The 23,173-nt window shown below is 43.0% G+C and carries 19 protein-coding genes; 13 read left to right on the forward strand and 6 right to left on the reverse strand.

The window, feature by feature from the left end; genetic code table 11:
- The first annotated feature begins 28 nt into the window (after window positions 1-28).
- The 6 genes from nrfE to dnaE all read left to right on the forward strand — a co-directional run bounded on the left by nrfE (window position 29) and on the right by dnaE (window position 8,665).
- On the forward strand, window positions 29-1,948 hold the full coding sequence (nrfE, locus tag ELZ61_RS04250) for a heme lyase NrfEFG subunit NrfE (protein ID WP_126371692.1): 1,920 nt from the start codon (window positions 29-31) through the stop codon (window positions 1,946-1,948).
- Window positions 1,941-2,537, forward strand: a complete 597-nt coding sequence (locus tag ELZ61_RS04255; protein ID WP_126371695.1) for a DsbE family thiol:disulfide interchange protein — start codon at window positions 1,941-1,943, stop codon at window positions 2,535-2,537. The genes nrfE and ELZ61_RS04255 overlap by 8 nt, the downstream gene beginning before the upstream one ends.
- Window positions 2,534-3,004 (forward strand): heme lyase NrfEFG subunit NrfF, encoded by a 471-nt coding sequence (nrfF, locus tag ELZ61_RS04260; protein ID WP_126371697.1) that lies wholly within the window; start codon window positions 2,534-2,536, stop codon window positions 3,002-3,004. Before ELZ61_RS04255 ends, nrfF begins: the two co-directional genes overlap by 4 nt.
- Complete coding sequence (locus tag ELZ61_RS04265; RefSeq protein WP_126371699.1) at window positions 3,001-3,873, forward strand: tetratricopeptide repeat protein; 873 nt, start codon at window positions 3,001-3,003, stop codon at window positions 3,871-3,873. Before nrfF ends, ELZ61_RS04265 begins: the two co-directional genes overlap by 4 nt.
- Window positions 3,870-5,069: a BaiN/RdsA family NAD(P)/FAD-dependent oxidoreductase gene (locus ELZ61_RS04270; RefSeq protein ID WP_126371701.1), complete on the forward strand. Its 1,200-nt coding sequence runs from the start codon at window positions 3,870-3,872 to the stop codon at window positions 5,067-5,069. Before ELZ61_RS04265 ends, ELZ61_RS04270 begins: the two co-directional genes overlap by 4 nt.
- Window positions 5,070-5,188: 119 nt before the next feature.
- Window positions 5,189-8,665, forward strand: a complete 3,477-nt coding sequence (gene dnaE / locus ELZ61_RS04275; RefSeq protein WP_126371703.1) for a DNA polymerase III subunit alpha — start codon at window positions 5,189-5,191, stop codon at window positions 8,663-8,665.
- A 52-nt stretch (window positions 8,666-8,717) separates the two neighbouring features.
- On the opposite strand, the gene ELZ61_RS04280 is transcribed toward dnaE, so the two are convergent.
- From ELZ61_RS04280 to ELZ61_RS04300, 5 genes are all read right to left on the reverse strand, one after another.
- Window positions 8,718-10,082 (reverse strand): L-serine ammonia-lyase, encoded by a 1,365-nt coding sequence (locus ELZ61_RS04280; RefSeq protein ID WP_103853985.1) that lies wholly within the window; start codon window positions 10,080-10,082, stop codon window positions 8,718-8,720.
- Window positions 10,083-10,146: 64 nt separating this feature from the next.
- The gene (locus ELZ61_RS04285; RefSeq protein ID WP_126371706.1) at window positions 10,147-11,388 is read right to left on the reverse strand and encodes a serine/threonine transporter; all 1,242 of its coding nucleotides are present in this window, start codon (window positions 11,386-11,388) and stop codon (window positions 10,147-10,149) included.
- Between the two features lie 383 nt (window positions 11,389-11,771).
- Window positions 11,772-12,599 carry a class II glutamine amidotransferase gene (locus ELZ61_RS04290; protein WP_126371708.1) on the reverse strand — a complete coding sequence of 276 codons (828 nt, stop codon included), beginning with the start codon at window positions 12,597-12,599 and terminating at the stop codon, window positions 11,772-11,774.
- Window positions 12,600-12,719: 120 nt separating this feature from the next.
- Entirely contained in the window at window positions 12,720-14,129 is a 1,410-nt protein-coding gene (locus tag ELZ61_RS04295; protein ID WP_126373583.1) for a multicopper oxidase domain-containing protein, read from the reverse strand.
- A 1-nt stretch (window position 14,130) separates the two neighbouring features.
- Window positions 14,131-14,874 (reverse strand): 1-acylglycerol-3-phosphate O-acyltransferase, encoded by a 744-nt coding sequence (locus ELZ61_RS04300; RefSeq protein ID WP_126371709.1) that lies wholly within the window; start codon window positions 14,872-14,874, stop codon window positions 14,131-14,133.
- A 120-nt stretch (window positions 14,875-14,994) separates the two neighbouring features.
- Between ELZ61_RS04300 and lpxH the strand changes: the two genes are divergently transcribed.
- Entirely contained in the window at window positions 14,995-15,765 is a 771-nt protein-coding gene (gene lpxH / locus ELZ61_RS04305) for a UDP-2,3-diacylglucosamine diphosphatase (protein ID WP_126371711.1), read from the forward strand.
- Here the strand turns inward: lpxH and ELZ61_RS04310 are convergent.
- Entirely contained in the window at window positions 15,695-17,287 is a 1,593-nt protein-coding gene (locus ELZ61_RS04310) for a phosphoethanolamine transferase (protein WP_241969732.1), read from the reverse strand. The two genes, lpxH and ELZ61_RS04310, sit on opposite strands and share 71 nt — an antisense overlap.
- Before the next feature lie 145 nt (window positions 17,288-17,432).
- On the opposite strand from ELZ61_RS04310, the gene pyrH reads away from it, so the two are divergent.
- From pyrH to rseP, 6 genes are all read left to right on the forward strand, one after another.
- Window positions 17,433-18,149: a UMP kinase gene (gene pyrH, locus ELZ61_RS04315; protein ID WP_126371713.1), complete on the forward strand. Its 717-nt coding sequence runs from the start codon at window positions 17,433-17,435 to the stop codon at window positions 18,147-18,149.
- Window positions 18,150-18,179: 30 nt separating this feature from the next.
- On the forward strand, window positions 18,180-18,737 hold the full coding sequence (frr, locus tag ELZ61_RS04320; protein WP_126371715.1) for a ribosome recycling factor: 558 nt from the start codon (window positions 18,180-18,182) through the stop codon (window positions 18,735-18,737).
- A gap of 126 nt (window positions 18,738-18,863) precedes the next feature.
- Window positions 18,864-20,063 (forward strand): 1-deoxy-D-xylulose-5-phosphate reductoisomerase, encoded by a 1,200-nt coding sequence (gene ispC / locus ELZ61_RS04325; protein WP_126371717.1) that lies wholly within the window; start codon window positions 18,864-18,866, stop codon window positions 20,061-20,063.
- A gap of 143 nt (window positions 20,064-20,206) precedes the next feature.
- Window positions 20,207-20,935 carry a polyprenyl diphosphate synthase gene (gene uppS, locus ELZ61_RS04330; RefSeq protein WP_126371719.1) on the forward strand — a complete coding sequence of 243 codons (729 nt, stop codon included), beginning with the start codon at window positions 20,207-20,209 and terminating at the stop codon, window positions 20,933-20,935.
- Between the two features lie 3 nt (window positions 20,936-20,938).
- On the forward strand, window positions 20,939-21,802 hold the full coding sequence (locus ELZ61_RS04335; protein WP_126371721.1) for a phosphatidate cytidylyltransferase: 864 nt from the start codon (window positions 20,939-20,941) through the stop codon (window positions 21,800-21,802).
- A gap of 12 nt (window positions 21,803-21,814) precedes the next feature.
- Window positions 21,815-23,146: a sigma E protease regulator RseP gene (rseP, locus tag ELZ61_RS04340; RefSeq protein WP_126371723.1), complete on the forward strand. Its 1,332-nt coding sequence runs from the start codon at window positions 21,815-21,817 to the stop codon at window positions 23,144-23,146.
- Window positions 23,147-23,173: the final 27 nt, after the last annotated feature.

Here is a 23,173-nt window from a genome sequence, read left to right on the forward strand (position 1 = left end):
CACAACAAATTAACCAACGAATATTACAATGATCCCAGAACTTGCTTTTCTTGCTTTACTTTTTGCTCTTGTTTCCGCATTGCTGTTGGCGATTGTGCCGCATATTGGGATTAAACAAGGTAATCCACGTCTAATTACATCGGCGTGGAATTTGAGTTATCTGTTTGGGATTTTTACCACCCTTTCCTTGCTTGGGCTAGCTTATTGCTTTGCGACTGATGATTTTTCCGTGCAATATGTGGCGGCGCATTCCAATTCTGCCTTACCACGATTTTTCAAAATTGCTGCCACTTGGGGCGGACACGAAGGTTCAATGCTGTTTTGGCTATTTTCGTTGGGATTATGGACAATGGCTTTTGCCTTTTTTAGCCGTAAAATCGACCCTATTATTGCTAGCCGAACGCTGTCTATTTTAGGCTTGCTGTGTTTTGGTTTTGCGCTGTTTATCGTATTTTTCTCCAATCCTTTTGAGCGTTTATTTCCTAGCCCCTTGGAAGGGCGAGATCTCAATCCAATGCTGCAAGATGTCGGGCTGATTTTTCACCCGCCCCTACTTTATTTCGGCTATGTGGGCTTTGCGGTGAATTTTGCTCTCACCCTCGCCGCCCTGTTCAGCGGACATTTTGATGCCGCGCTGGCTCGCTGGACACGTCCTTGGGTGCTGGTTTCTTGGTTCTTTTTAACCTTAGGCATAATGCTCGGCGCGTGGTGGGCATATTACGAGCTTGGCTGGGGCGGCTGGTGGTTCTGGGATCCAGTTGAAAACGCTTCATTAATGCCATGGTTGCTTGGGTTGGGGCTATTGCATAGTTTATCCGTAAGCGAACAACGTGGCGTTTTCCATTATTGGACGATTTTATTTTCCCTGTTTGCCTTTGCATTCAGTTTATTAGGTACGTTTATTGTGCGTTCGGGCGTGCTAACTTCTGTACACGCTTTTGCTATGGACGGAGAGCGGGGAATGGCCTTGTTAATGCTCTTTTTCTTGCTCACAACTTGCTCGCTCACCTTATTTGCGTTGAAAGTGAATGTACGCCCAAGTGAAAATAGTGCGGTGCATTTTTCCTTTTTTTCTAAAGAAAGCCTAATGCTCATTGCCAATATTTTGGTGGCGGTCGCCACGGCAAGCGTATTTTTAGGCACATTCTATCCAATGTTATTTAGCACAATGGGCTGGGGTTCGATTTCTGTCGGTGCGCCTTACTTTAACACCATTTTCTTGCCTCTTATTGTGCTGGCATTGCTGGCGATGATTTTTGTCGTCAGTGCATTTTGGAAAAAAATCCACCGCACTTTGTTGCGCCGCAATATCTTATTGCTGATTCCTGCCTGTGGGCTTGCTTATGCAATGATCGCATTCACCATTCAAAATGATGAAACCTTACATTTTCAGACCTTGCCTTTTGCGTTAATTAGCTTGGCGTTTTGGTTGCTTGGCGTTACCCTTTGGGGGGCGTTGCGATCCCTTTCCTTAAAGCGTTGGGCAATGGTGATCGCCCATTGTGGGTTAGCACTTACGGTGATTGGCGCAACAATGTCGAGCTATTTTGCCAGTGAAATTGGCGTGCGTTTATCGCCTAACCAAAGCCAAATGCTCAACGACTATGCGTTTCACTACCTTGGTTTTCGTAATGAACTCGGGCCGAATTACACCAGTGAAGTGGCGCAATTTGAGATAACAAAAAACGGCGAAAAAATCACCGCACTTTATCCTGAACGCCGTTATTACGAAGTGCGCACGATGAATATGTCGGAAGTGGGGCTATATTGGAACTTGCTTGGCGATATTTATATTGTGATGGGGGATAAACTTGGCGCGGGCGAATTTTCGTTCCGTCTGCATTACAAGCCTTTTATTCGCTGGCTATGGATTGGTGCAACCTTAATGGCGTTTGGTGCATTATTGAGCGCCTTTGCCTTACGCACAAGGAGAGCGAAAGATGAATAGAAAAATCATTGTGTTTCTACCCTTATTCTTGATCATTGGCGTGTGTGGTCTTTTGTTGCTAGGACTGCATAATGATCCGAAAAAAATAGCGTCCGCGTTAATTGGCAAGCCCGTGCCTGAATTTTATCAAAGCGATCTGCTTGAACCTGAAATCAATGTGAGCAACGCATCTTTGCCGAAAGAAATTTATCTCATTAATGTATGGGGCAGTTGGTGTGCCTATTGCAAGCAAGAACACGCCTTTTTGATGCACTTGCAACAACAGGGCGTGCCGATTGTGGGGCTAAATTATCGAGATAAACGGCAAAATGCCTTGCTAATGTTGCAGGAAATGGGCAATCCTTTTCATCAGGTGATTGATGATAGCAAAGGCTTATTCGCAATGAAATTGGGTGTAGACGGCGCGCCAGAAACCTATTTGGTTGATGCCAATGGCATTATTCGTTATCGCTACTCAGGGCCGTTGGATCAGCAAATTTGGCAACAAGAATTTCTGCCCTTATTGCAAAAATTAGCAAAAAATGCACCGCACTTAGCGTTGCAAGAAACAGCTAAGCAAGAAACGGCTAAACAGGAAGGAAAAGAATGAAAAAGTGGTGGTTAGCGGTAATGACATTTTTCGCAATCAGTCAGCTGGCTCAGGCAGAAATGGTGGATACCTTTGAATTTAGCAATCCTGCCGAGCGTACCCGAGCCGTAGCCTTGGCGAAATCCCTGCGTTGCCCACAATGTCAAAATCAAAACTTGGTGGAATCCAATTCGCCTATTGCTTATGATCTGCGTATTGAAGTATATAAAATGGTGGAAGCAGGCAGCAGTAACGAGCAAATCATTGACGTGATGACGAACCGCTTCGGTGATTTCGTGCGTTATAATCCGCCAGTGAAATCCACCACCCTGTTATTGTGGGGCTTGCCTTTCTTCTTGCTATTGCTTGGGGCGCTAGCAATGTGGCGAATGTTGCGCGTGAAGCCAAAGCCGCAAAATTCAGCGCTCAGCGCAGAGCAACAACAAGCATTAAACAGTTTATTAGCCAAAACGGATAAATCAGAATGACTTTTTTCATCGGCGTAATCCTTTTACTCTTGATTAGCCTTGGGCTTTGGTTGCCTTTAGGACGTGGAATAAATTGGCAGAAAAATTATCGCCAACAGCAAAATATCGCCCTTTATCAGCAACAAACGAAAGGTCAGCTTGATCCAGAATTAGCGCAGGAATTTGCCCAACGTTTACTTGATGATGAAAAACAGCTTGAAAAACAACCGCACTTTGCGATGGTGTCAACATTGAAAAGCCGCCCTTATTTTATGGCATTGAGCCTATTATTGATTGCGTTGCCTATGGGATATTATTTTTCCCTTGATCGCTTTTCTGCTGAACAGCAACATCAGCAGCAACTTCAAGCAAAACAAACGATTACAACGCAATCTACCGATCCCTTTGCGGAATCATTTGATGGGCAAAGTGCGGGGCAAAAAAATGAAACTTATGCGGAAAAAATTGAGCAACGTTTGCGCCAAAATCCCAACAATAGTGAGGCTTGGATCGAGTTAGGGCAGGCTTATATGCAAAATAATGAGTTTGATAATGCCTTGGTCGCCTATTCTTATGCCGATCGCTTAACAGGCGGAAAACCTGCAATTTTAGGCTTGGCGGCAAATGCGTTGTATCAAAAAGCAGGGCAAAAAATCACTCCACAGGTGCAAGCAATGCTTGATCAAGCGCTCTCGCAAGATCCGAAAGAAGCATCGAGTTTATCGCTGTTAGCTGGAGAAGCCTTTGTACAAACGGATTATCCCAAAGCCATTGCCCTTTGGCAAAAGGTGCTAGATTCTGAGAAATCAGGGATCGATCGGCGTACCATTATTCAAAGTATGCAAATGGCAGAAATGCTACAAAACGCCAAAAAAGGAGCCGCGCAATGACACCTTATTTTTCTGATACGCTGATTATTGGTGCAGGAGCAGCAGGGCTGTTTTGTGCAGGTCAGCTTGGCAAGCAAGGCAAACAGGTAACGGTTTTAGATAGCGGTAAAAAAGCGGGACGGAAGATTTTGATGGCGGGCGGTGGCTTTTGTAATTTCACTAATTTAGAGATTACGCCACAGCATTATCTTTCGCACAATCCTCATTTTGTGAAATCTGCTTTAGCACGTTTTACCCAATGGGATTTTATCGCATTAGTGGCGGAATATGGCATTGCTTATCACGAAAAAGAACTTGGACAACTATTTTGTGATGAAAGCGCGCAACAGATTGTGGATTTATTGCTTGCGGAATGTGCGAAATATCAGGTTAATATTCAGTTACGCCAGCACATAGAGCAAGTTTCCGCCTTGGAAAATGGTGGTTTTGCCGTGCAAGCGAATGGACAAACTTGGCATTGTCATCAGCTTGTGGTGGCAACGGGTGGGCTTTCAATGCCCGCTTTAGGTGCTTCTTCTTTGGGCTATCAAATTGCGGAACAGTTTGGCTTGGGCATGATCCCACCGCGTGCGTCCCTTGTGCCATTCCGTTGGCGAGAAACAGAGCAATTTTACACCGCACTTGCTGGCGTTTCTTTGCCTGTGCGTGTGAGCGCTGAAAATGGGCAGTCTTTCTTCAATCAATTATTGTTTACCCACCGCGGTATTTCTGGGCCAGCGATCTTACAAATTTCTAATTATTGGCAACCTAATGAGTGGGTGGAAGTGGATTTATTACCAAATCAATCCATTGGCGATTATTTGCAAGAACTACGCCAAACTTCGCCGAAATTGCAGCTAAAAACCGCATTATCACGCATTCTGCCAACGAAATTAGTGGAGCTTTGGCAAGAGCGTGAAATGATTCCAGCGGAAACCTTGGCGAATTTAAGTAAAGTGCGGTTGGAAAATTTAGAAAATTTCATTCATCATTGGCAAATTTTCCCTAATGGCACGGAGGGGTATCGTACCGCAGAAGTAACAATGGGCGGTGTGGATACGCACGAAATTTCGTCAAAAACAATGGAAAGTAGCAAAGTCAAAGGGCTGTATTTTATTGGTGAAGTGCTAGATGTAACCGGCTGGCTCGGTGGTTATAACTTCCAATGGGCGTGGAGTTCCGCTTATGCCTGCGCAAATCATATTGCCAGTTTATAGGCTAATTTCGCACTTTTATTGCCTGCAAAAAGAAATTTGATCCGCGCTAAAATCTCGTTAAAATGGCAGGCTAATTTCCCTTTTTCATCTCATCAATAGCAAAATAACAAGGATTTTTTATGTCAGAACCGCGTTTCGTGCATTTGCGTGTGCATAGCGATTTTTCAATGATTAATGGTATTGCGAAAGTAAAACCGTTGGTCAAAGCCTGCGTGGAAAACGAAATGGTGGCAATGGCATTGACGGATTTCACCAACTTCTGCGGTTTAGTGCGGTTTTATGGGGAAGCTCTTGGCTCAGGGGTGAAGCCCATTGTTGGGGCTGACGTGCTAGTGAAAAGCGATTTGCTCGGTGATGAACATTTTGAACTCACCTTGCTTGCGAAAAATAACACAGGCTATCACAACATCACCTTATTATTATCCAAAGCGTATGAACGGGGTTACACGGATTTACCTTATATTGATCAGCAATGGTTGGTGGAACACCGCGAAGGCTTGATTATTCTTTCTGGCGGATGCAATGGCGATGTGGGGAAAAAATTACTGAAAAATAATCCTGCGGATGTAGAAAGTGCGGTGCGTTTTTATCAAGAATTTTTCCCTGATCATTTTTATTTAAGCCTTTGTCGCACAGGCCGACCCGAAGAAGAGCGTTATATTCAAGCTGCCTTAAAATTGGCAGAAAAACATCATATTCCTCTTGTGGCCACCAATGATGTGTGCTTTTTGTCTTCCGAAGATTTTGAGGCGCACGAGATCCGCGTTGCGATTCACGACAGCTACACGTTAGATGATCCAAAACGTCCAAAATTATACAGCGATCAGCAATATTTCCGCACTGAACAGGAAATGTGCGAATTATTTGCTGATATTCCCACCGCACTGGCGAATACCGTACAAATCGCCAAACGTTGTAATGTAACGATTCGTTTGGGCGAGTATTTCTTACCAAAATTTCCCACAGGGGATCTCAGCACGGAAGATTATTTGGTACAAAAATCCCGCGAGGGCTTGGAAGAACGCTTGGCGTTTTTGTTCCCCGATGAAAAAGAGCGGTCAGAAAAACGCAAGGAATATGATGAACGCTTGCAAGTTGAGCTAGACGTAATTAACCAAATGGGTTTCCCTGGTTACTTCTTAATCGTAATGGAGTTTATCCAGTGGTCGAAAGATAATGATATTCCTGTTGGGCCGGGGCGTGGTTCTGGGGCGGGATCGCTGGTAGCTTATGCGTTGAAAATTACCGATCTTGATCCCCTTGAGTTTGATTTACTTTTCGAGCGTTTCTTAAATCCAGAACGGGTATCAATGCCCGATTTTGACGTGGATTTCTGTATGGACGGGCGAGATCGCGTGATTGAACACGTTGCGGAAACCTACGGACGTGGCGCGGTGTCGCAGATTATCACCTTTGGTACGATGGCGGCTAAGGCGGTAATCCGAGATGTGGGGCGTGTGCTTGGACACCCTTATAGCTTTGTGGATCGCATTTCCAAATTGGTGCCGCCCGATCCGGGAATGACCTTAGCCAAAGCCTTTGACGCAGAACCTCGCTTGCCTGAAATTTATGAAAGCGATGAAGAAGTCAAAGCCTTAATTGATATGGCGCGCAAGCTTGAAGGGGTAACCCGTAACGCAGGGAAACACGCTGGGGGCGTGGTGATTTCCCCAGGGCTGATTACCGATTTTTCACCGCTCTATTGTGATAGTGAGGGCAAACACCCTGTTACCCATTTTGATAAAAATGATGTGGAATATGCAGGGCTAGTGAAGTTTGACTTCTTGGGACTGCGCACCCTAACCATCATCAAATGGGCATTAGATATGATTAACACGCGTCTTGCCAAAGAGGGTAAGCCGTTAGTGGACATTAATCGCATACCCCTTGATGATCCGCAATCTTTCCAAGTGTTACTCAATGCAGAAACAACCGCGGTGTTCCAGCTAGAGTCGCGCGGAATGAAAGATTTGATCAAACGCCTAAAACCGGACTGTTTTGAAGATATTATCGCGTTGGTGGCGTTATTCCGCCCAGGGCCATTGCAATCGGGAATGGTGGATAACTTTATTCGCCGTAAACACGGTGAAGAAGAAATTTCCTACCCTGATGCGGAATATCAGCACATTTTGCTTAAACCAATTTTAGAGCCAACTTATGGCATTATTTTGTATCAAGAGCAGGTAATGCAAATTGCTCAGGTGCTAGCTGGTTATACGCTCGGCGGTGCGGATTTATTACGCCGTGCAATGGGGAAAAAGAAACCAGAAGAAATGGCGAAACAGCGCTCGGTGTTTGAAGAAGGGGCGATTAAAAACGGAATTGACGGCACCCTTGCAATGAAAATTTTCGATTTGGTGGAAAAATTTGCAGGTTATGGCTTTAATAAATCTCACTCCGCCGCTTATGCCTTGGTTTCTTACCAAACGCTCTGGCTCAAAGCCCATTATCCTGCGGAATTTATGGCAGCGGTAATGACTTCTGAAATGGATAACACAGAAAAAATCGTTGGGCTATACGATGAATGTTTGCGTATGGGCTTAACGGTTACGCCGCCAGATATTAATACCGGAAAACACCATTTCAGCGTGAATGATAATGGCGAGATTGTGTATGGCATTGGCGCAATTAAAGGGGTGGGTGAAGGCCCGATTGAAGCCTTGATTTCTGCGCGTGAGCAAGGAGGCATTTTTAAAGATTTATTCGATCTTTGCGCCAGAGTAGATTTAAAGAAAATTAACCGCCGCACTTTTGAAAGCCTGATAATGTCAGGTGCATTCGATAAATTAGGCCCACACCGTGCTGCGCTGGCAAAAAATTTAGAAGATGCGCTCAAAGCCTCCGATCAATATGCTAAAAATGAAGCTATCGGGCAGGCAGATATGTTTGGCGTGCTAACTGAAACGCCAGAAGAAGTAGAGCAGGCTTATGCGAAAACCCCACGTTGGAACGAAAAACAAATTTTAGACGGCGAACGGGAAACTCTCGGACTTTATTTAAGCAGCCACCCGATTAGCCCTTATTTAAAAGAGATCGCCCATTACAGCTCAACAAGATTAAAAGATCTTGTGCCAAATTATCGTGGACAAATTAGCACAACTTGCGGTTTAGTGGTGAGTTCGCGTGTGGCGATCACGAAAAAAGGCAACCGCTTAGGCATTGCCACCTTAGATGACCGCTCGGGGCGTTTAGATCTCACGTTATTCGGTGAGAGCCTCGATCGTTTTGGTGAAAAATTGCAGAAAGACACCATTGTAATTGCTTCAGGGCAGGTGAGTTTTGACGATTTTACTCAGGGGTTAAAAATGTCAGTGCGTGAATTAATGACCCTTGATGAAGCGCGCAGTCGTTATGCCAAAAGTCTGGCAATTTGCTTAACGCAAGAACAGCTTTCACCACATTTTATTAAGCAATTTAAAGATACTCTTAGCCCATATAGTGGCGGTGCGTTACCCATTAATATTTATTACCAAAGTCCACAAGGACGCGCGTTAGTGAAACTTGGCGTGCAGTGGTCAGTGAATCCAAGTGATGAATTGATTAATACGCTAGTGGAAATGCTAGGCGAAAGTGCGGTGGAAATTGAGTTTAAATAATTGAAATATAAAATAAGGCGGAACAAACCGCCTTATTTTTTCGCTGCAAATTTTAGGTACAAACCACTTTGATTGCCAAACCGCCTTGCGAGGTTTCGCGGTATTTGGCGTTCATATCTTTACCGGTTTCGTACATTGTTTCGATCACTTTATCTAAGCTCACGCGTGGGTTAGAGGTGCGTTGCAATGCCATTCGGCTAGCGTTGATGGCTTTAACAGAAGCAATGGCGTTGCGCTCAATGCAAGGCACTTGTACTTGACCGCCCACAGGATCGCAAGTCAGCCCCAGATTATGTTCCATCGCAATTTCAGCGGCCATACAAACTTGCTCGGGGCTACCGCCCAAAATTTCTGTTAAGCCAGCCGCTGCCATTGAGCAAGCAACCCCCACTTCGCCTTGACAGCCTACTTCTGCCCCTGAAATGGACGCATTCATTTTGTAAAGTGATCCGATCATTCCGCAAGCAAGTAAATAGCGTTCTACAATTTCATCGGTAATTGGCGAAATGAATTTTTCATAATAAGACAGCACCGCAGGCACAATACCGCAAGCACCATTGGTTGGCGCAGTAACTACACGCCCACCTGCTGCATTTTCTTCATTGACCGCAAGCGCATACATATTGACCCAATCGATCACTTTCATCGGATCGTTGGAAAGCCCATTATTAGCTTGCAATAAACGATGTAAAGTCGCCGCACGGCGAACTACTTTAAGCGGGCCGGGTAATAACCCTTCCGTAGCCAAGCCGTGTTCGATACATTCTTTCATCGTTTGCCAAATGCGTTTTAGGTGCGTTTGCGTGGCTTCTTTTCCGTGCAAGGCAATTTCATTTTGTAACATCACGCTCGATAAGGCTAAGCCATTTTCTTTGCAATGATGCAAAATATCTGCCGCACTTTGATAAGGGAAAGGCACATTGATGTCGGATTCTTCCTGCTGATTAAAATGGGCTTCATCAACAATAAATCCGCCGCCAATAGAATAATAGGTTTGCTGATAAAGCAAGTTGTCATTTTCATAGGCGGACAGCGTCATTCCGTTTTCGTGTAAAGGCAGAAAGGTTTGATGAAAGACCATATCGCTTTCATAATCAAATTTCGCCACTTGCTGCCCTTGCGCTAATGGCAAAAGTGCGGTGCTTTTTACATCAGAAATAAATTTAGGAATTAAATCAATATCCACATCGTGCGGTAAATAGCCCGCTAAGCCCATAATAATGGCAATATCTGTGTTATGCCCACGCCCTGTCATTGAAAGTGAGCCATAAACATCGACCTTAACTTGGGTTACTTTGGCGAGTAAATTTTTCGCCACCAAATCATCGACAAATTGCTTACCCGCTTTCATTGGCCCAACGGTATGAGAGCTAGAAGGCCCAATGCCGATTTTAAACATATCAAAAACACTAATCATATAATTTCTTTACCTTGCGTTGCCTAATGTTTCATTTCACAAAAAGGGGGCTATTCTAGCGGAATTAATAAAATAATCCATAGATTACCGCAGAGATGGCAATTAAGCCCATTATGGTAACGAAAACATTGCTAGCATAGCCTTGATAACGCGCCATCGCAGGCACTTTACGAATGGCATACATTGGCATTAAAAACAGAATTGCGGCGATAATTGGCCCGCCAATGGATTCAATTAAACCAAGAATGCTTGGATTGATAATTGCCACCGCCCATAAGGTCAATAAAAAGAAAAGTGCGGTGAAAAAATTCAATTTTTTTCGATTCGTAATGTCTTGTTTGCCCGAAAATTTCAAATATAGCCCCTGAATGCCTTCTCGCGCGCCTAAATAATGGCCAAAGAAAGAGCTGGTAATAGCAAGAAACGCCACTAAAGGCCCAAAGTAGGAAATATAAGGGTTATCAAATTTATTGGCTAAAAAAGAAAGGATACTGATATTTTGCGCTTTGGCTTGCACTAAATCTTCTGGGGTGAGAGTTAGCACGCAGCTAAACACGAAAAACATCACGAAAAATAGCAGTAAGGTTGAGGTGTTTTTCAACGCTTGGTTTGCGTGGCATTCGGTCAGCTCTGGCAATTTGTATTCCCGTTGTTGTGATTGCGAAAAGCAAGAAATCGCAGGGGAATGATTAAAAGAAAACACTAACACCGGAATGGTGATCCACAGCGTACTAATAAAACTGGTGGCATCAGGCATTTGGTGAAGCATTGCGGTGTTCCATTGCGGAATTAAATAAATGGAAAGAGAAAATAAAATGAAAACAAGGGGATAGACCAAAAACTCAGTCATTTTGAGCATTATTTTTTCGCTCATCAGCATCACCGAAATCAGGCTTGCAATCAAAATGAAAGAAAGCAAAATGCGGTTTGGGGCGCTTAGTCCTAACTGGTTGATAATAAAGGATTCCACCGTATTGGTGATGCCATTACCATAAATTAACAAAATAGGAAAAATCGCAAAAAAGTAGAGCAGCGTGATAATTTTCCCTGCGCCTTGCCCAAAATGTTCTTCCACTACTTCTGTAATATCGCTGCCGGGTTTGGAAGATGACAGCACAAAGCGAGATAACGCACGGTGTGAGAAATAAGTCATCGGCCCAACCAACAGCATAATGGCGATTAACGGCCAAAATCCGCCCATTCCAGCATTTATCGGCAAAAACAGTACGCCAGCTCCCACCGCCGTGCCGAATAAATTTAACGTCCAAAGTAAATCGAATTTGTTTGTTATTGTTGTTTTAAACATTGTTTAACTCCGTAATATAAACTTGGATTAGTGTATGTGAATACCCTAATCTCACCGCCGCAGATGATATAGCGGCTGCGAATACGAAACAGGACAAAATATGGAATTTGTGAGAATGATCGACTTTTGCTGGAGTAATTGACTAGAAAATAGCGAAGTGTTTACTTATTTTTAACATTTTGTCTTTTTAGACTTTCGATTTCGCGATATTTTGCTTCGACAAGCAACAAAGTTGAGTATTTTTTATTTATTAAGAATGGGTTATCAAAAATTGTAAATATTTCGTTTTATTGAATGATTAGAGCGAAGGCAGCGCAAGATTGTTAATAATTGGATAAAAAGCACTTTTAATGGCAATAAAAGAGCTTACAACGAGAGAATAATTAAGCGGCTTTCGCATTACCTAATGTGCCATCATCAATAGCTTCTTTCGGCGTGCCAAGTACTTCGTAAACTTTATCGCCATCTTTGAAAAACACAAAACCGCCGTGTTCCATTTTTGTCCAGATTTCATCTTTAGTGAGTGGAAAGGTGGTAATAATGGTTACTTTATCTTTTTCTGTGGTATGTTGGCGGAAGTCGATCACGCCGTCATCATCAATGCGTTGCGCTGTACCAAAAGGGGCTTTGCGCGTGATGTAATGCAAATTGGTGGAGCAGTGGGCGATCATCCATTCCCCGTTCGAGAGAATAAAATTAAACGTGCCGCCTTGTGCTAATTCTTTAGTAATTTCTTGAATGACTTGGAAAATTTGTTTTTCTGTGGGCTTTTTACGAAAGCGATTTTTTAACTGTTCAGCCATATAGCAAAAAGCGGCTTCTGAGTCGGTTGAACCAATGGGCTGGCAGAAACTTTCCGACATATCAGGGAAACTCGTCAGATTGCCGTTGTGCGCAAATACCCAGTTTTCGCCCCAAATTTCACGAATAAATGGGTGCGTGTTTTCAATGGTTACCTCGCCTTGTGTGGCTTTACGAATGTGGGCAATCACGTTGAAAGATTTAATATGATATTGTTTTACGCAATCTGCAATAGGGGAACTATGCCCGGCTTGGTTATCGCGAAAAATACGCACGCCTTTGCCTTCAAAAAAGGCAATGCCGAAGCCGTCAGAATGGCTATCGGTGAGCCCCGCGCGGCGGCGAAATCCTTCAAAAGAGAACACAATATCGGTGGGAGTGTTGCAATTCATTCCTAATAGCTGACACATAACGAAACCTTAACTGATTTTAACTTCCTAAATCTTGTTTGATTTAACAAAAAAATTCACAAAAATTCAACCGCACTTTTAGATTAAAGGTGCATATCACATAACTTGGCGTTATTTCCTTTATTGCACCACCATTAAGCCTAAGCAACCTTTGTCTGCTGCCATCAGATCTGCCGCGCCAAAGGTGAAAGGGTGGCCGTTAGAAGACGGCTGTTGAAAGCGAACTAAAATCTGCACTTTGCCCTCAATCCAGAGGCTGTCTTTCCACGCCAGATCGCTTTCTGCCACAGGCTTATCATTAATGCTTTCAATGATAAATTTTGCTCCCTGAATTTTAAATCCTGCTGGCTCGTTGCTGGTGATTGTCCAGCGTTCCGTGCTGTTTAATTCGGCATTTACATCAATGCGTCTAGGGTCGAAACGTTGTTGATTGAGCATTCCATTATTCGCATCAAGTTGAAACTGGCGTTCACGGCGAACTTCCGCCTTTAATGCTTGCGGTGCATCGGTGTTAAACTGCATTGTGTTGTTTTGTGCAAAGGCACTGCTTAAGCCTTGTGGGCGTAGCTCAAGTACCGTGTTGTCGAGCAATTCTTCATCGCTGGCGAAAAAGCCCGTGAGTTTACTGAAGAAATTTCGTTTTTTCCCCACAATTAAGGTGGCGTTTTCCCCCTTATTGAGATTAACAAGAATTTCAGCGCGTTCGCTCGGTGCAAGAAAAAGCACCTTTGTGGTTTTTGCTTGCGGTAAAAAGCCCTGATCAAGTGCGATGATTTGGAAATCGCGCTCGTCATCAAAACGTAATTCATAACGGCGTGAAAGGGAAGCATTCAGCAAACGTAAACGCACAACTCCGCGCGGAACTTCTAAATAAGGCGCTTCTTGCCCATTGACAAATAAACGATTGCCGAAAAAGTGCGGTCGATTTTGTTGGAATAATTGCACCCCTTCGTCATTTAATTGCATATCTTGCAAAATCAAAGGAATATCGTTTACGCCATATTTTTGTGGCAGGCTCGATTTACGGCTTTCGTTATCTTCAATAATGCACAGTCCGAGCAAGCCGCGGTAGGTTTGATAAGCGGAATGCCCTAAGGTGCAAGCGGAATACCAGCAAGTGCAAGCAGGCTGAGTGATCGGCAGAATAGGCGACCAGCCTTGCCTTTGTTTGAAAGGGTGGGAAACGCCACCCAGTGATTCAGCACTCACTTGCAGTCCTTGAATGGCCAGCGCCACCATTTGCGACAAGCTATTGCGATAGTTCAGCTTGGCAAAATCCCCTTGGCGCATTTTTAATGTTGGGCCTAAATAATTACCATTAAATCCCCACACTTCGCTGGCTTTTCCCCGCTCTAATTGGGTTTGCGCGCTGTTCATTTCTAAAAAAACAGGCTTACCACGGCGAGTTTCCATTAATGGTGGAACGCGCAAAGGCAGGCGATCGGCCGCCCATAATGGCGCAGGAATGGCTGAAAAAGCCCCCGCAGTGAGGGCAGTTTTAAAAAATTGACGGCGAGAAAAATGATTCATTTTATTTTGTGGCATCTTGTTGAGCTTGGCTAGCGGCAATTTCCGCATCAAGTTCGTTGATTCGTTGTTGCATTAAAGAATGGCAATAGCTCGCCAATTCACGCACATTGTCTTTGGTGTAAGCCGAAGTATCCACAGGTGGCAACATTTCACAGATCACTTTGCCATTATCCCAACGGTTAAGATCGATTTTATTTTGCGTGGTGGAACAAACCACAGGCACAATCGGCACACCAGCGGCAATGGCAGCGTGAAATGCGCCAGTTTTAAATGGCAGCAAACCACGCCCACGGCTACGCGTGCCTTCAGGGAACATCCAAATAGAAAGCTTATCACGGTTAATACGTTCAGCCAGTTGAGTCATTGTGCTATGTGCTTTGGAACGGTTATCACGATCTAAAAAAATGTTACCCGATGCCCAATATAAAATGCCGAAGAACGGGATCCAAATCAGGCTTTTTTTCCCGACACTCACCGTACGCGGCATCACCATATAAGAAATGGTAACCATATCGTAGTTATTTTGGTGATTGCCAATGTAAATGCACGGCCCGATATTTTCCGCATTGGCAGGGAAACGATGTTCCACTTGCAAACCGAAAAGGGGATACAAACGCCCGAACCAACGCGCCACATCGCCCACGTTACTTGGATTTCTGAAACGAATGAGAGAATAAATCGTGCCGAGCAAACAAATTAAAATACAGCACAACACAACCACAATAATGCGAAGAAGTTTTAGCATAAACACATACCCTGAAAAAAATTTGCTCAAGTATAGCGAAAATCCGCAAATATTTGTATCAATCCGCTAAAAAAATGCTAGGCTATCAAGCAATTTCATTCTTCCCAAAGATATTCAACAATGGCAAAGACCTATTTTATTGCAGATTTACATTTAAGCGAAAATCGCCCAGATTTAACCGCACTTTTTGTGGATTTTATGCAAAATCAAGCCAAAGAGGCGGAAAGTTTGTATATTTTAGGCGATCTTTTTGATTTCTGGATTGGTGATGATGAGCATTCCCCTTTGATTGATTTGGTGAAACAGCAAATTCGCCACTTAACGGAAAAAGGCGTGAAATGCTATTTTATGCACGGCAATCGTGATTTTCTTATCGGCAAAAAATTTGCCCAATCTTGCGGTTTAACGCTGTTGCCAACTTATCAAGTGATTGATTTATATGGCACGCCTACCTTGCTTTGCCACGGCGACACCCTTTGCATTGATGATGTGGCTTATCAACGCTATCGTAAAAAAGTGCATCAAAAATGGCGTCAATGGCTTTTTTTACATTTGCCTTTAAAAGTGCGGTTAAAAATTGCCGAAAAAATTCGTGCTAAAAGCAAACAGGACAAGCAATATAAATCCAATCAAATTATGGACGTGAATGCGGATTTCGTGCTGCAAACAATGCAACAATTTAACGTGCCACAGCTGATCCACGGACATACGCATCGGCAAAATTTGCATAAAACCCCACCGCACTTTGAACGAATTGTATTGGGCGATTGGGGCGAAACTTCTTCTGTACTAGAAGTCTCGCCGCAGGGAATGAGATTTATTAATCACTCGTTACAGAAATCAGTGAGTGATGATTTGGAATCACCACCGCTGGATCATCAGGTGCGGTGATTTTTTCAATTTTTTCTTTCAAACCGTAATCTGGCTGTGGCGTATCATCGAAAAGATCCGCATTGGGGTCAATGTTAGCGTTACGAATGCCAATCCAATTCGCCAAGCCTTCCGCAAAATTCAAGCCTGATTTTGATACTTTTTTCTCTTGGCGTTGTTGATCATCACTGGAAATTTTAAACAACGGAATATCGTAATGACGTTTACTTTTTCCATTGCTATTGTGAATGGCAATGTAATCATCGCCCATTTGATGGGCTAAACCGTGATCAGAAAAATAAACCATCGAAAAAGTGCGGTGGTTTTTTTGCTGATTTTTGACCAGATCCTGATAAATTTTATTCAACACTTCATCGGTTTTTTTGATCGAACTGATGTAGCAATTCACGTCCTGATATTTTTTAGCAATTTGATTTTCATCGAAAATTTTCTTGTAATCGGTAACGCGTTCGCAAACCAACGGGTGTGAGCCATATAAATGCACCACAATAAAACGCTTGCCTGTGGTTGGCGCTTGAATGAGTTGATCAAATCGGCTTAATAAGTTGAAATCGCTCACATCATTACTAATGGAATCGCCCGCGCGTAAAAAGATTTTTTCATCGCTTTTATTGGCAATGGCAGAAATTGGTGTGTCGTATTGCCCTAAATAACCTTGGTTGGAAAGCCAATAGGTTTTGATTCCTGCGGATTTAATTAAGTCAATGAAATTTAAGCGATAATTCCCTTCCCAAGTTTGCTTGTTAGGCTTGGTGAACATTAATTTAAGCGAGGCGATGGTGTTTGTGCCACCTGCGGTTAGACCATCAATTAACGTGCCTTTGGCTGTAGAAAGAAAAGGCGTGTTGGCAACAGGGTAGCCGTAAGCGTGGTGATAATCTTTTCTTGCACTTTCACCGATAACTAAAATGTAATCATCATAATGGGAACGGCTATCCAGTTGGCTTTCGCCCCATTCGCTTGGCACATCAAAGCGGTTGAGTAAGCGTAATTCTTCGACCACTTTTTCCCCTGCTAAATAGCTTTCTTGCAGCGGTTGAAAGGGAATATTTCCCCAAAGTGCATTAACAAAAATGAGCGCCAATAACCCCTTATTTTTATAAAAAGCCAAGTGAAATTTTTGGCTTAACCAGCGATAAAGCAATAATCCCCCGATTATGGCAATCGGATAGGTATAGGCAATGAAAGGAATTTGTGCGAAAAACTCTTTGCCTTCTTGTAAATCGGTGGCGAAAACTGAGGCAATATATTGATAAGAGGGCGCGCCAAAATGTAGCCCAATGGGCGCATAGCAGGCATAGATAAATAAAATAGGTAATGCAATGAAATAAAAGAGTTTTTTCGAGCTAGAAAAAATAATAATGAAAGACATAAAAAGGCTGATCTGTTGCCAATTTGGTTGCGGAAAATAACCTGAACCCTGTAGTGCCAACAGGCTGACAATATAAAGTAGCGCAAAACACACCGCACTTACTAGCAATGATGAAAGATGAAATGTTCCTTTTTTGTTCTTTTCTGCCACAACATTGTTCCTTATTTTTTATTTCGCTTCATTTTACTGAATTTTTTTCATTGGTTCTATGCGATTTTTGCCTTGAGCTATTTTCACTGCAAAGATGTTGCTCTATAATATGCAGAATTTTGTATCCAACTTTTGTGAGGAAAAAATGAGCAAACCCGTATATAAAAGAATCCTGCTCAAATTGAGTGGTGAAGCTTTACAAGGTGATGAAGGTTTTGGAATTGATCCTTCAATTTTAGACAGAATGGCGCTCGAAATTAAAGAATTACTAGAAATGGGCGTAGAAGTCGGGGTTGTGTTAGGTGGCGGAAATTTATTCCGTGGCGCAAAACTGGCTAAAGCGGGAATGAACCGCGTGGTGGGCGATCATATGGGTATGCTTGCCACCGTAATGAACGGCTTAGCAATGCGTGATGCCTTACACCGCGCAGAGGTGAATGCAAAATTAATGTCCGCCTTCCAGCTAAACGGCATTTGCGATACCTATAACTGGTCTGAAGCGATCAAAATGTTGCGTGAAGGGCGCGTGGTGATTTTCTCTGCGGGAACAGGTAGCCCATTCTTTACCACCGATTCAGCGGCTTGCTTGCGTGGGATTGAAATTGAAGCCGATGTTGTGCTTAAAGCCACGAAAGTGGACGGCGTGTATGATTGCGATCCTGCTAAAAATCCAGATGCAGTATTGTATGAAAAACTCACTTATGCCGATGTGATAGACAAAGAATTGCAAGTAATGGACTTGGCCGCCTTTACCCTTGCACGGGATCACGGAATGCCAATTCGTGTGTTCAATATGAGCAAACCAGGCGCATTACGCAAAGTCGTTTTAGGTGAGCGTGAAGGCACGCTAATTTGTAACTAATTGATTAAACTTAAATAAAAAGGAATATTTGTGATTAACGAAATTAAACAAGATGCGCAGTTGCGTATGGAAAAAAGCCTTGAAACATTCAAGCATCATATTGCCAAAGTAAGAACAGGGCGTGCGCAGCCAAGCTTACTGGACGGTATTCAAGTGGAATACTATGGCGCATTAACCCCATTGTGTCAATTAGCCAACGTAGTGGCGGAAGATGCGCGTACCTTAGCAGTAAGCGTGTTTGATCGTAGTTTGATTGGAGCAGTAGAAAAAGCGATTTTAACCTCTGATTTAGGCTTAAACCCATCATCAGCTGGCACAACCATTCGTGTACCACTTCCACCATTAACAGAAGAGCGTCGTCGTGATCTTATCAAGATCGTGAAAGGCGAAGCGGAGCAAGGCAAAGTGGCAGTGCGTAATGTACGCCGTGATGCCAATGATCAAATCAAAGCGTTGTTGAAAGAAAAAGAAATCAGCGAAGATGAAGAACGCAAAGCACAAGACGAAATCCAAAAAATCACTGATCTTTATGTGAAAAAAGTGGACGAAGTGTTAGCGGACAAAGAGAAAGAATTATTAGATTTCTAATCCTCTTAAGGAAATAAAGGGCGAGCCAAGGGTTCGCCCTATTTTTTCTTGCTGAATTACAGGCTTTTGAGTATATTCACGACAATTTTAGCAACCTTAACCCTTTTAAAGTGCGGTCAAAAATTTATGCAAAAACAACAAAAACTCGTCATTCTTGGTTCGACAGGCTCCATCGGCACTAGCACCCTTTCTGTGATAGAACACAACCCTGAGAAATATCAAGCGTTTGCCTTAGTGGGCGGACGTAACGTGCAATTAATGGTGGAGCAATGCGTTAAATTTCAGCCGACTTTTGCTGCCTTAGATGACGAAAGTGCAGCAAAAAATTTAACAGAAAAATTGACCGCACTTGGTCTAAGAACCCAAGTGCTAAGCGGACAAAAAGCCATTTGCCAGTTGGCGGCTCACCCTGAAGCGGATCAAGTGATGGCTGCCATTGTTGGCGCAGCAGGTTTGTTACCCACCCTTTCAGCGGTGCAAGCAGGCAAGCGAGTGTTGTTGGCTAATAAAGAAAGTTTGGTTACCTGCGGGCAGCTTTTTATTGATGAAGTGAAGAAAAATCACGCTCAGTTACTGCCTGTGGACAGTGAACATAATGCGATTTTCCAATCTTTGCCACCGCAAGCGCAAGAAAAAATCGGTTTTTGTCCGTTGCAAGAATTAGGCATCAGCAAAATTGTACTCACGGGATCGGGCGGGCCTTTCCGTTATACGGATCTTTCAGAATTTGATCAGATCACGCCAGAACAGGCGGTAGCTCACCCCAATTGGTCAATGGGCAAAAAAATCTCAGTGGATTCCGCCACAATGATGAATAAAGGCTTGGAATATATTGAAGCCCGTTGGTTATTCAATGCCAGTGCAGATGAAATGGAAGTGATCATTCATCCGCAGTCTATCATTCATTCTATGGTGCGTTATATTGATGGCTCAGTGATTGCGCAAATGGGCAATCCAGATATGCGTACGCCAATTGCGGAAACAATGGCTTATCCACAGCGTACCTTTGCAGGTGTTGCGCCACTGGATTTTTATCAACTCAATGGGCTGACTTTTTTAGCGCCAGATTATCAGCGTTACCCTTGTTTAAAATTGGCCATTGATGCCTTTGCCGCAGGGCAATATGCCACAACCGCAATGAATGCGGCGAATGAAATTTCCGTTGAAGCCTTTTTAAATCGTCAAATTAAATTTACCGATATTGCTAAAGTGAATACGCAAGTGGTAGAAAAAATTAGCCCGCAACAGATTCAATCTATTGATGATGTGTTAGACGTGGATAAAAACGCACGCGCTTTAGCGTGGCAAATTATTCAAGCAAAATAACATTTTGTTTTCGTTACAAATAAATCAGGGCTAGCGAAAGTTCGCCTTGATTTTTATACATAATTCTGTGCGTTTTCATAGTAAGTAATAGCATATTATGATATATTCAGCCATTAATTTTGTAACTAGAAAATCCTTGATGAATGACTGAGATTGACTTAAACAATATTCCCCAACACGTTGCCATTATTATGGATGGCAATGGGCGCTGGGCAAAACAGCAAGGAAAAATGCGTATATTCGGGCATAAAAATGGTGTGGCGGCAGTGCGTCAAGCGGTTTCCTATGCACGAAAAATTGGTGTTAAGGTGCTGACGCTTTATGCCTTCAGCAGTGAAAATTGGACGCGTCCTGAAACAGAAGTCAGTGCATTAATGACACTTTTTATGCAAGCACTGGATTTAGAAGTGAAAAAATTGCATAAAAATAATATCCGTCTAAACATTATTGGGGATACATCCCGTTTTAGCGAAAAATTACAACAAAAAATCGAAAAAGCAGAAAAATTAACCGAAAATAACACCGCACTTACTTTAAACATTGCAGCTAATTATGGTGGAGACTGGGATATTGTGCAGGCAGCAAAACAGCTTGCAAGCCTTGTTAAAGCGGAAAAGTTAGCACTTGATGAGATCACAACAGAACGTTTTCAACAACATTTGGTTACTCAAGATCAGCCAATGGTGGATTTATTAATTCGCACCAGTGGTGAACAGCGAGTCAGTAATTTTTTACTCTGGCAAATAGCCTATGCAGAATTTTATTTTTCTGATGTGCTATGGCCAGATTTTAACGAACAAGAATTTAATCAAGCTATTTTGGCTTATCAACAACGAAATCGCCGTTTTGGTGGAGCAGAACAAGAGGACTAAACTGTGCTTAAACAACGTGTTATTTCCGCAATTATTTTAATTGCCATTGTTTGTGCAGCGCTATTTTTATTTTCGCCTTTTTATTTTGCCTTAGCCTTAGGCGCAGTGGCGAGCTTAGGGATTTGGGAGTGGACACAATTTGCGCAAGTTAAAAATAAATTTTGGCGCATTGTGGTGGCAGGTTTAGCGGGTGCGGTGCTTTTTTTATGGATTTTAAGCGAAGCCAATTATCTCAATGCAGGCCGTGTGTTTGAACATTATGCGGAGCCAATTTTATTAAGCGCAGTGATTTGGTGGATTGTGGCACTTGGCTTTGTGGTGAGTTATCCAAATTCTGCCAAGTTATGGGCAAAATCGGTGATTTTGCAAGGCGTTTTCGCCATTGTAACCCTTGTGCCTTTTATTGTAGCCGTGTTGCGCTTGCGTTTAGATGGTTACGTTGCCAACCCTTATCACGGCTTAATGTTGCTCTTTTATGTGTTTATTTTGGTATGGGCAGCGGATTCTGGCGCTTATTTTGCTGGTCGCAAATTCGGAAAACATAAACTTGCGCCAAAAGTTTCCCCAGGGAAAACGTGGCAAGGTGTGTTCGGTGGGCTGATTACCGCTGGCGTGCTAGCAGGGATTTTTATGCAAGTCGCCCCACAAGATTTATTCAATGTACCAACTGCGCCTTTTATCACTTTATCTGTTGCTACAGTGGCAATTTCTGTACTGGGCGATTTAACGGAAAGTATGTTTAAGCGCGAAAGTGGGATTAAAGACAGCAGTAATTTGATCCCTGGACACGGTGGGATTTTAGATCGAATCGATAGTCTTACCGCCGCCGTGCCATTCTTTGCGTATTTCTATTTTTATGTGTTGTAGGAAAAAACAGATATGTCCTTTTTGTGGTCGCTAGGTTCATTTTTGATTGCCATTTGTGTACTGGTTTTTGTACACGAGTACGGACATTTTTGGGCTGCCAGAAAGTGCGGTGTAAAAGTTGAACGTTTTTCTATCGGTTTCGGCAAAGTGCTGTGGTCGTTCTTTGATAAAAAAGGCACCGAGTTTTCTATCTCACTGATTCCCTTAGGCGGCTATGTGAAAATGCTTGATGAGCGTAACGAAGCCGTACCAGAAGGGTTGAAATCTCAAGCCTTTAATAATAAATCTGTGGCACAACGTGCTTTTGTGATTGCAGCAGGCCCGATGGCGAATTTTATTTTTGCTATATTGGCTTATTGGCTGGTGTATTCCATTGGGATTCCTAGCGTAAAACCTGTGATCGCAGAGGTTCGACCAGCGTCCATTGCGGCACAAGCGCAAATTCAACCTGATTCACAAATTATCGCCATTGATGGCACAGCAACACCAGATTGGGAAACCATCAATATGGTGCTTGCCACCAAAATGGGCAATCCAAATGTAGAAATTACCCTGTCGCCTTTTGGTTCAGATGTAAAACAGCAACGAACTTTAGATTTAGCCAATTGGCGATTCGACCCTGAAAAAGAAAGTGCTTTTGGCGCGTTGGGTATGATTCCAGTGCGAACTAAAGTTGAAATGACCTTGTCTAAAGTGGCGGAAAATTCCCCTGCACAAAAAGCAGGTTTGCAGGTGGGGGATAAATTTTATACCAATACTGGCGAGCCAATGAATTGGCAAGATTTTATTCAAGATGTGCAAAAAGGGCAGCCTTTTACATTGAGAATTGAACGAGCAGGGGAAACCTTATATAAAACCTTAACGCCAGTGTTAAATGAAAAAGGTAAATGGTTTGTTGGCGTATCGCCAACGGTTCAGCCCCTTGATGAAAAATATCGCACGGAATTAAAATATGGTGTTTTTGAGGCTTTACAGAAAGGCGTAGAAAAAACCAAGGATTTAATGCTACTGACGGTAAAAGTAATTGGTAAATTATTTACCGGTGATCTTTCTTTAAATAATCTAAGTGGACCGATTTCTATTGCCAAGGGCGCAGGGATTTCCTCGGGAATTGGTTTTGTTTATTATTTAAGTTTTATGGCATTAATTAGTGTAAATTTAGGCATTATGAATTTGTTCCCGTTACCTGTGTTAGACGGCGGACATTTAATTTTTCTTGCCGCTGAGGCGATAAAGGGCAAACCGCTTTCGCAAAAGGTGCAAGATACCGCTTATAAAATTGGTGCAATATGCTTATTAGCTTTAACAGCATTTGCTTTGTTTAACGATTTCTTACGTTTATAACTCTTTCTTTTACAAGGATAAAAGTAA

Source organism: Avibacterium volantium (assembly GCF_900635775.1).
Lineage (GTDB): Bacteria > Pseudomonadota > Gammaproteobacteria > Enterobacterales > Pasteurellaceae > Avibacterium > Avibacterium volantium.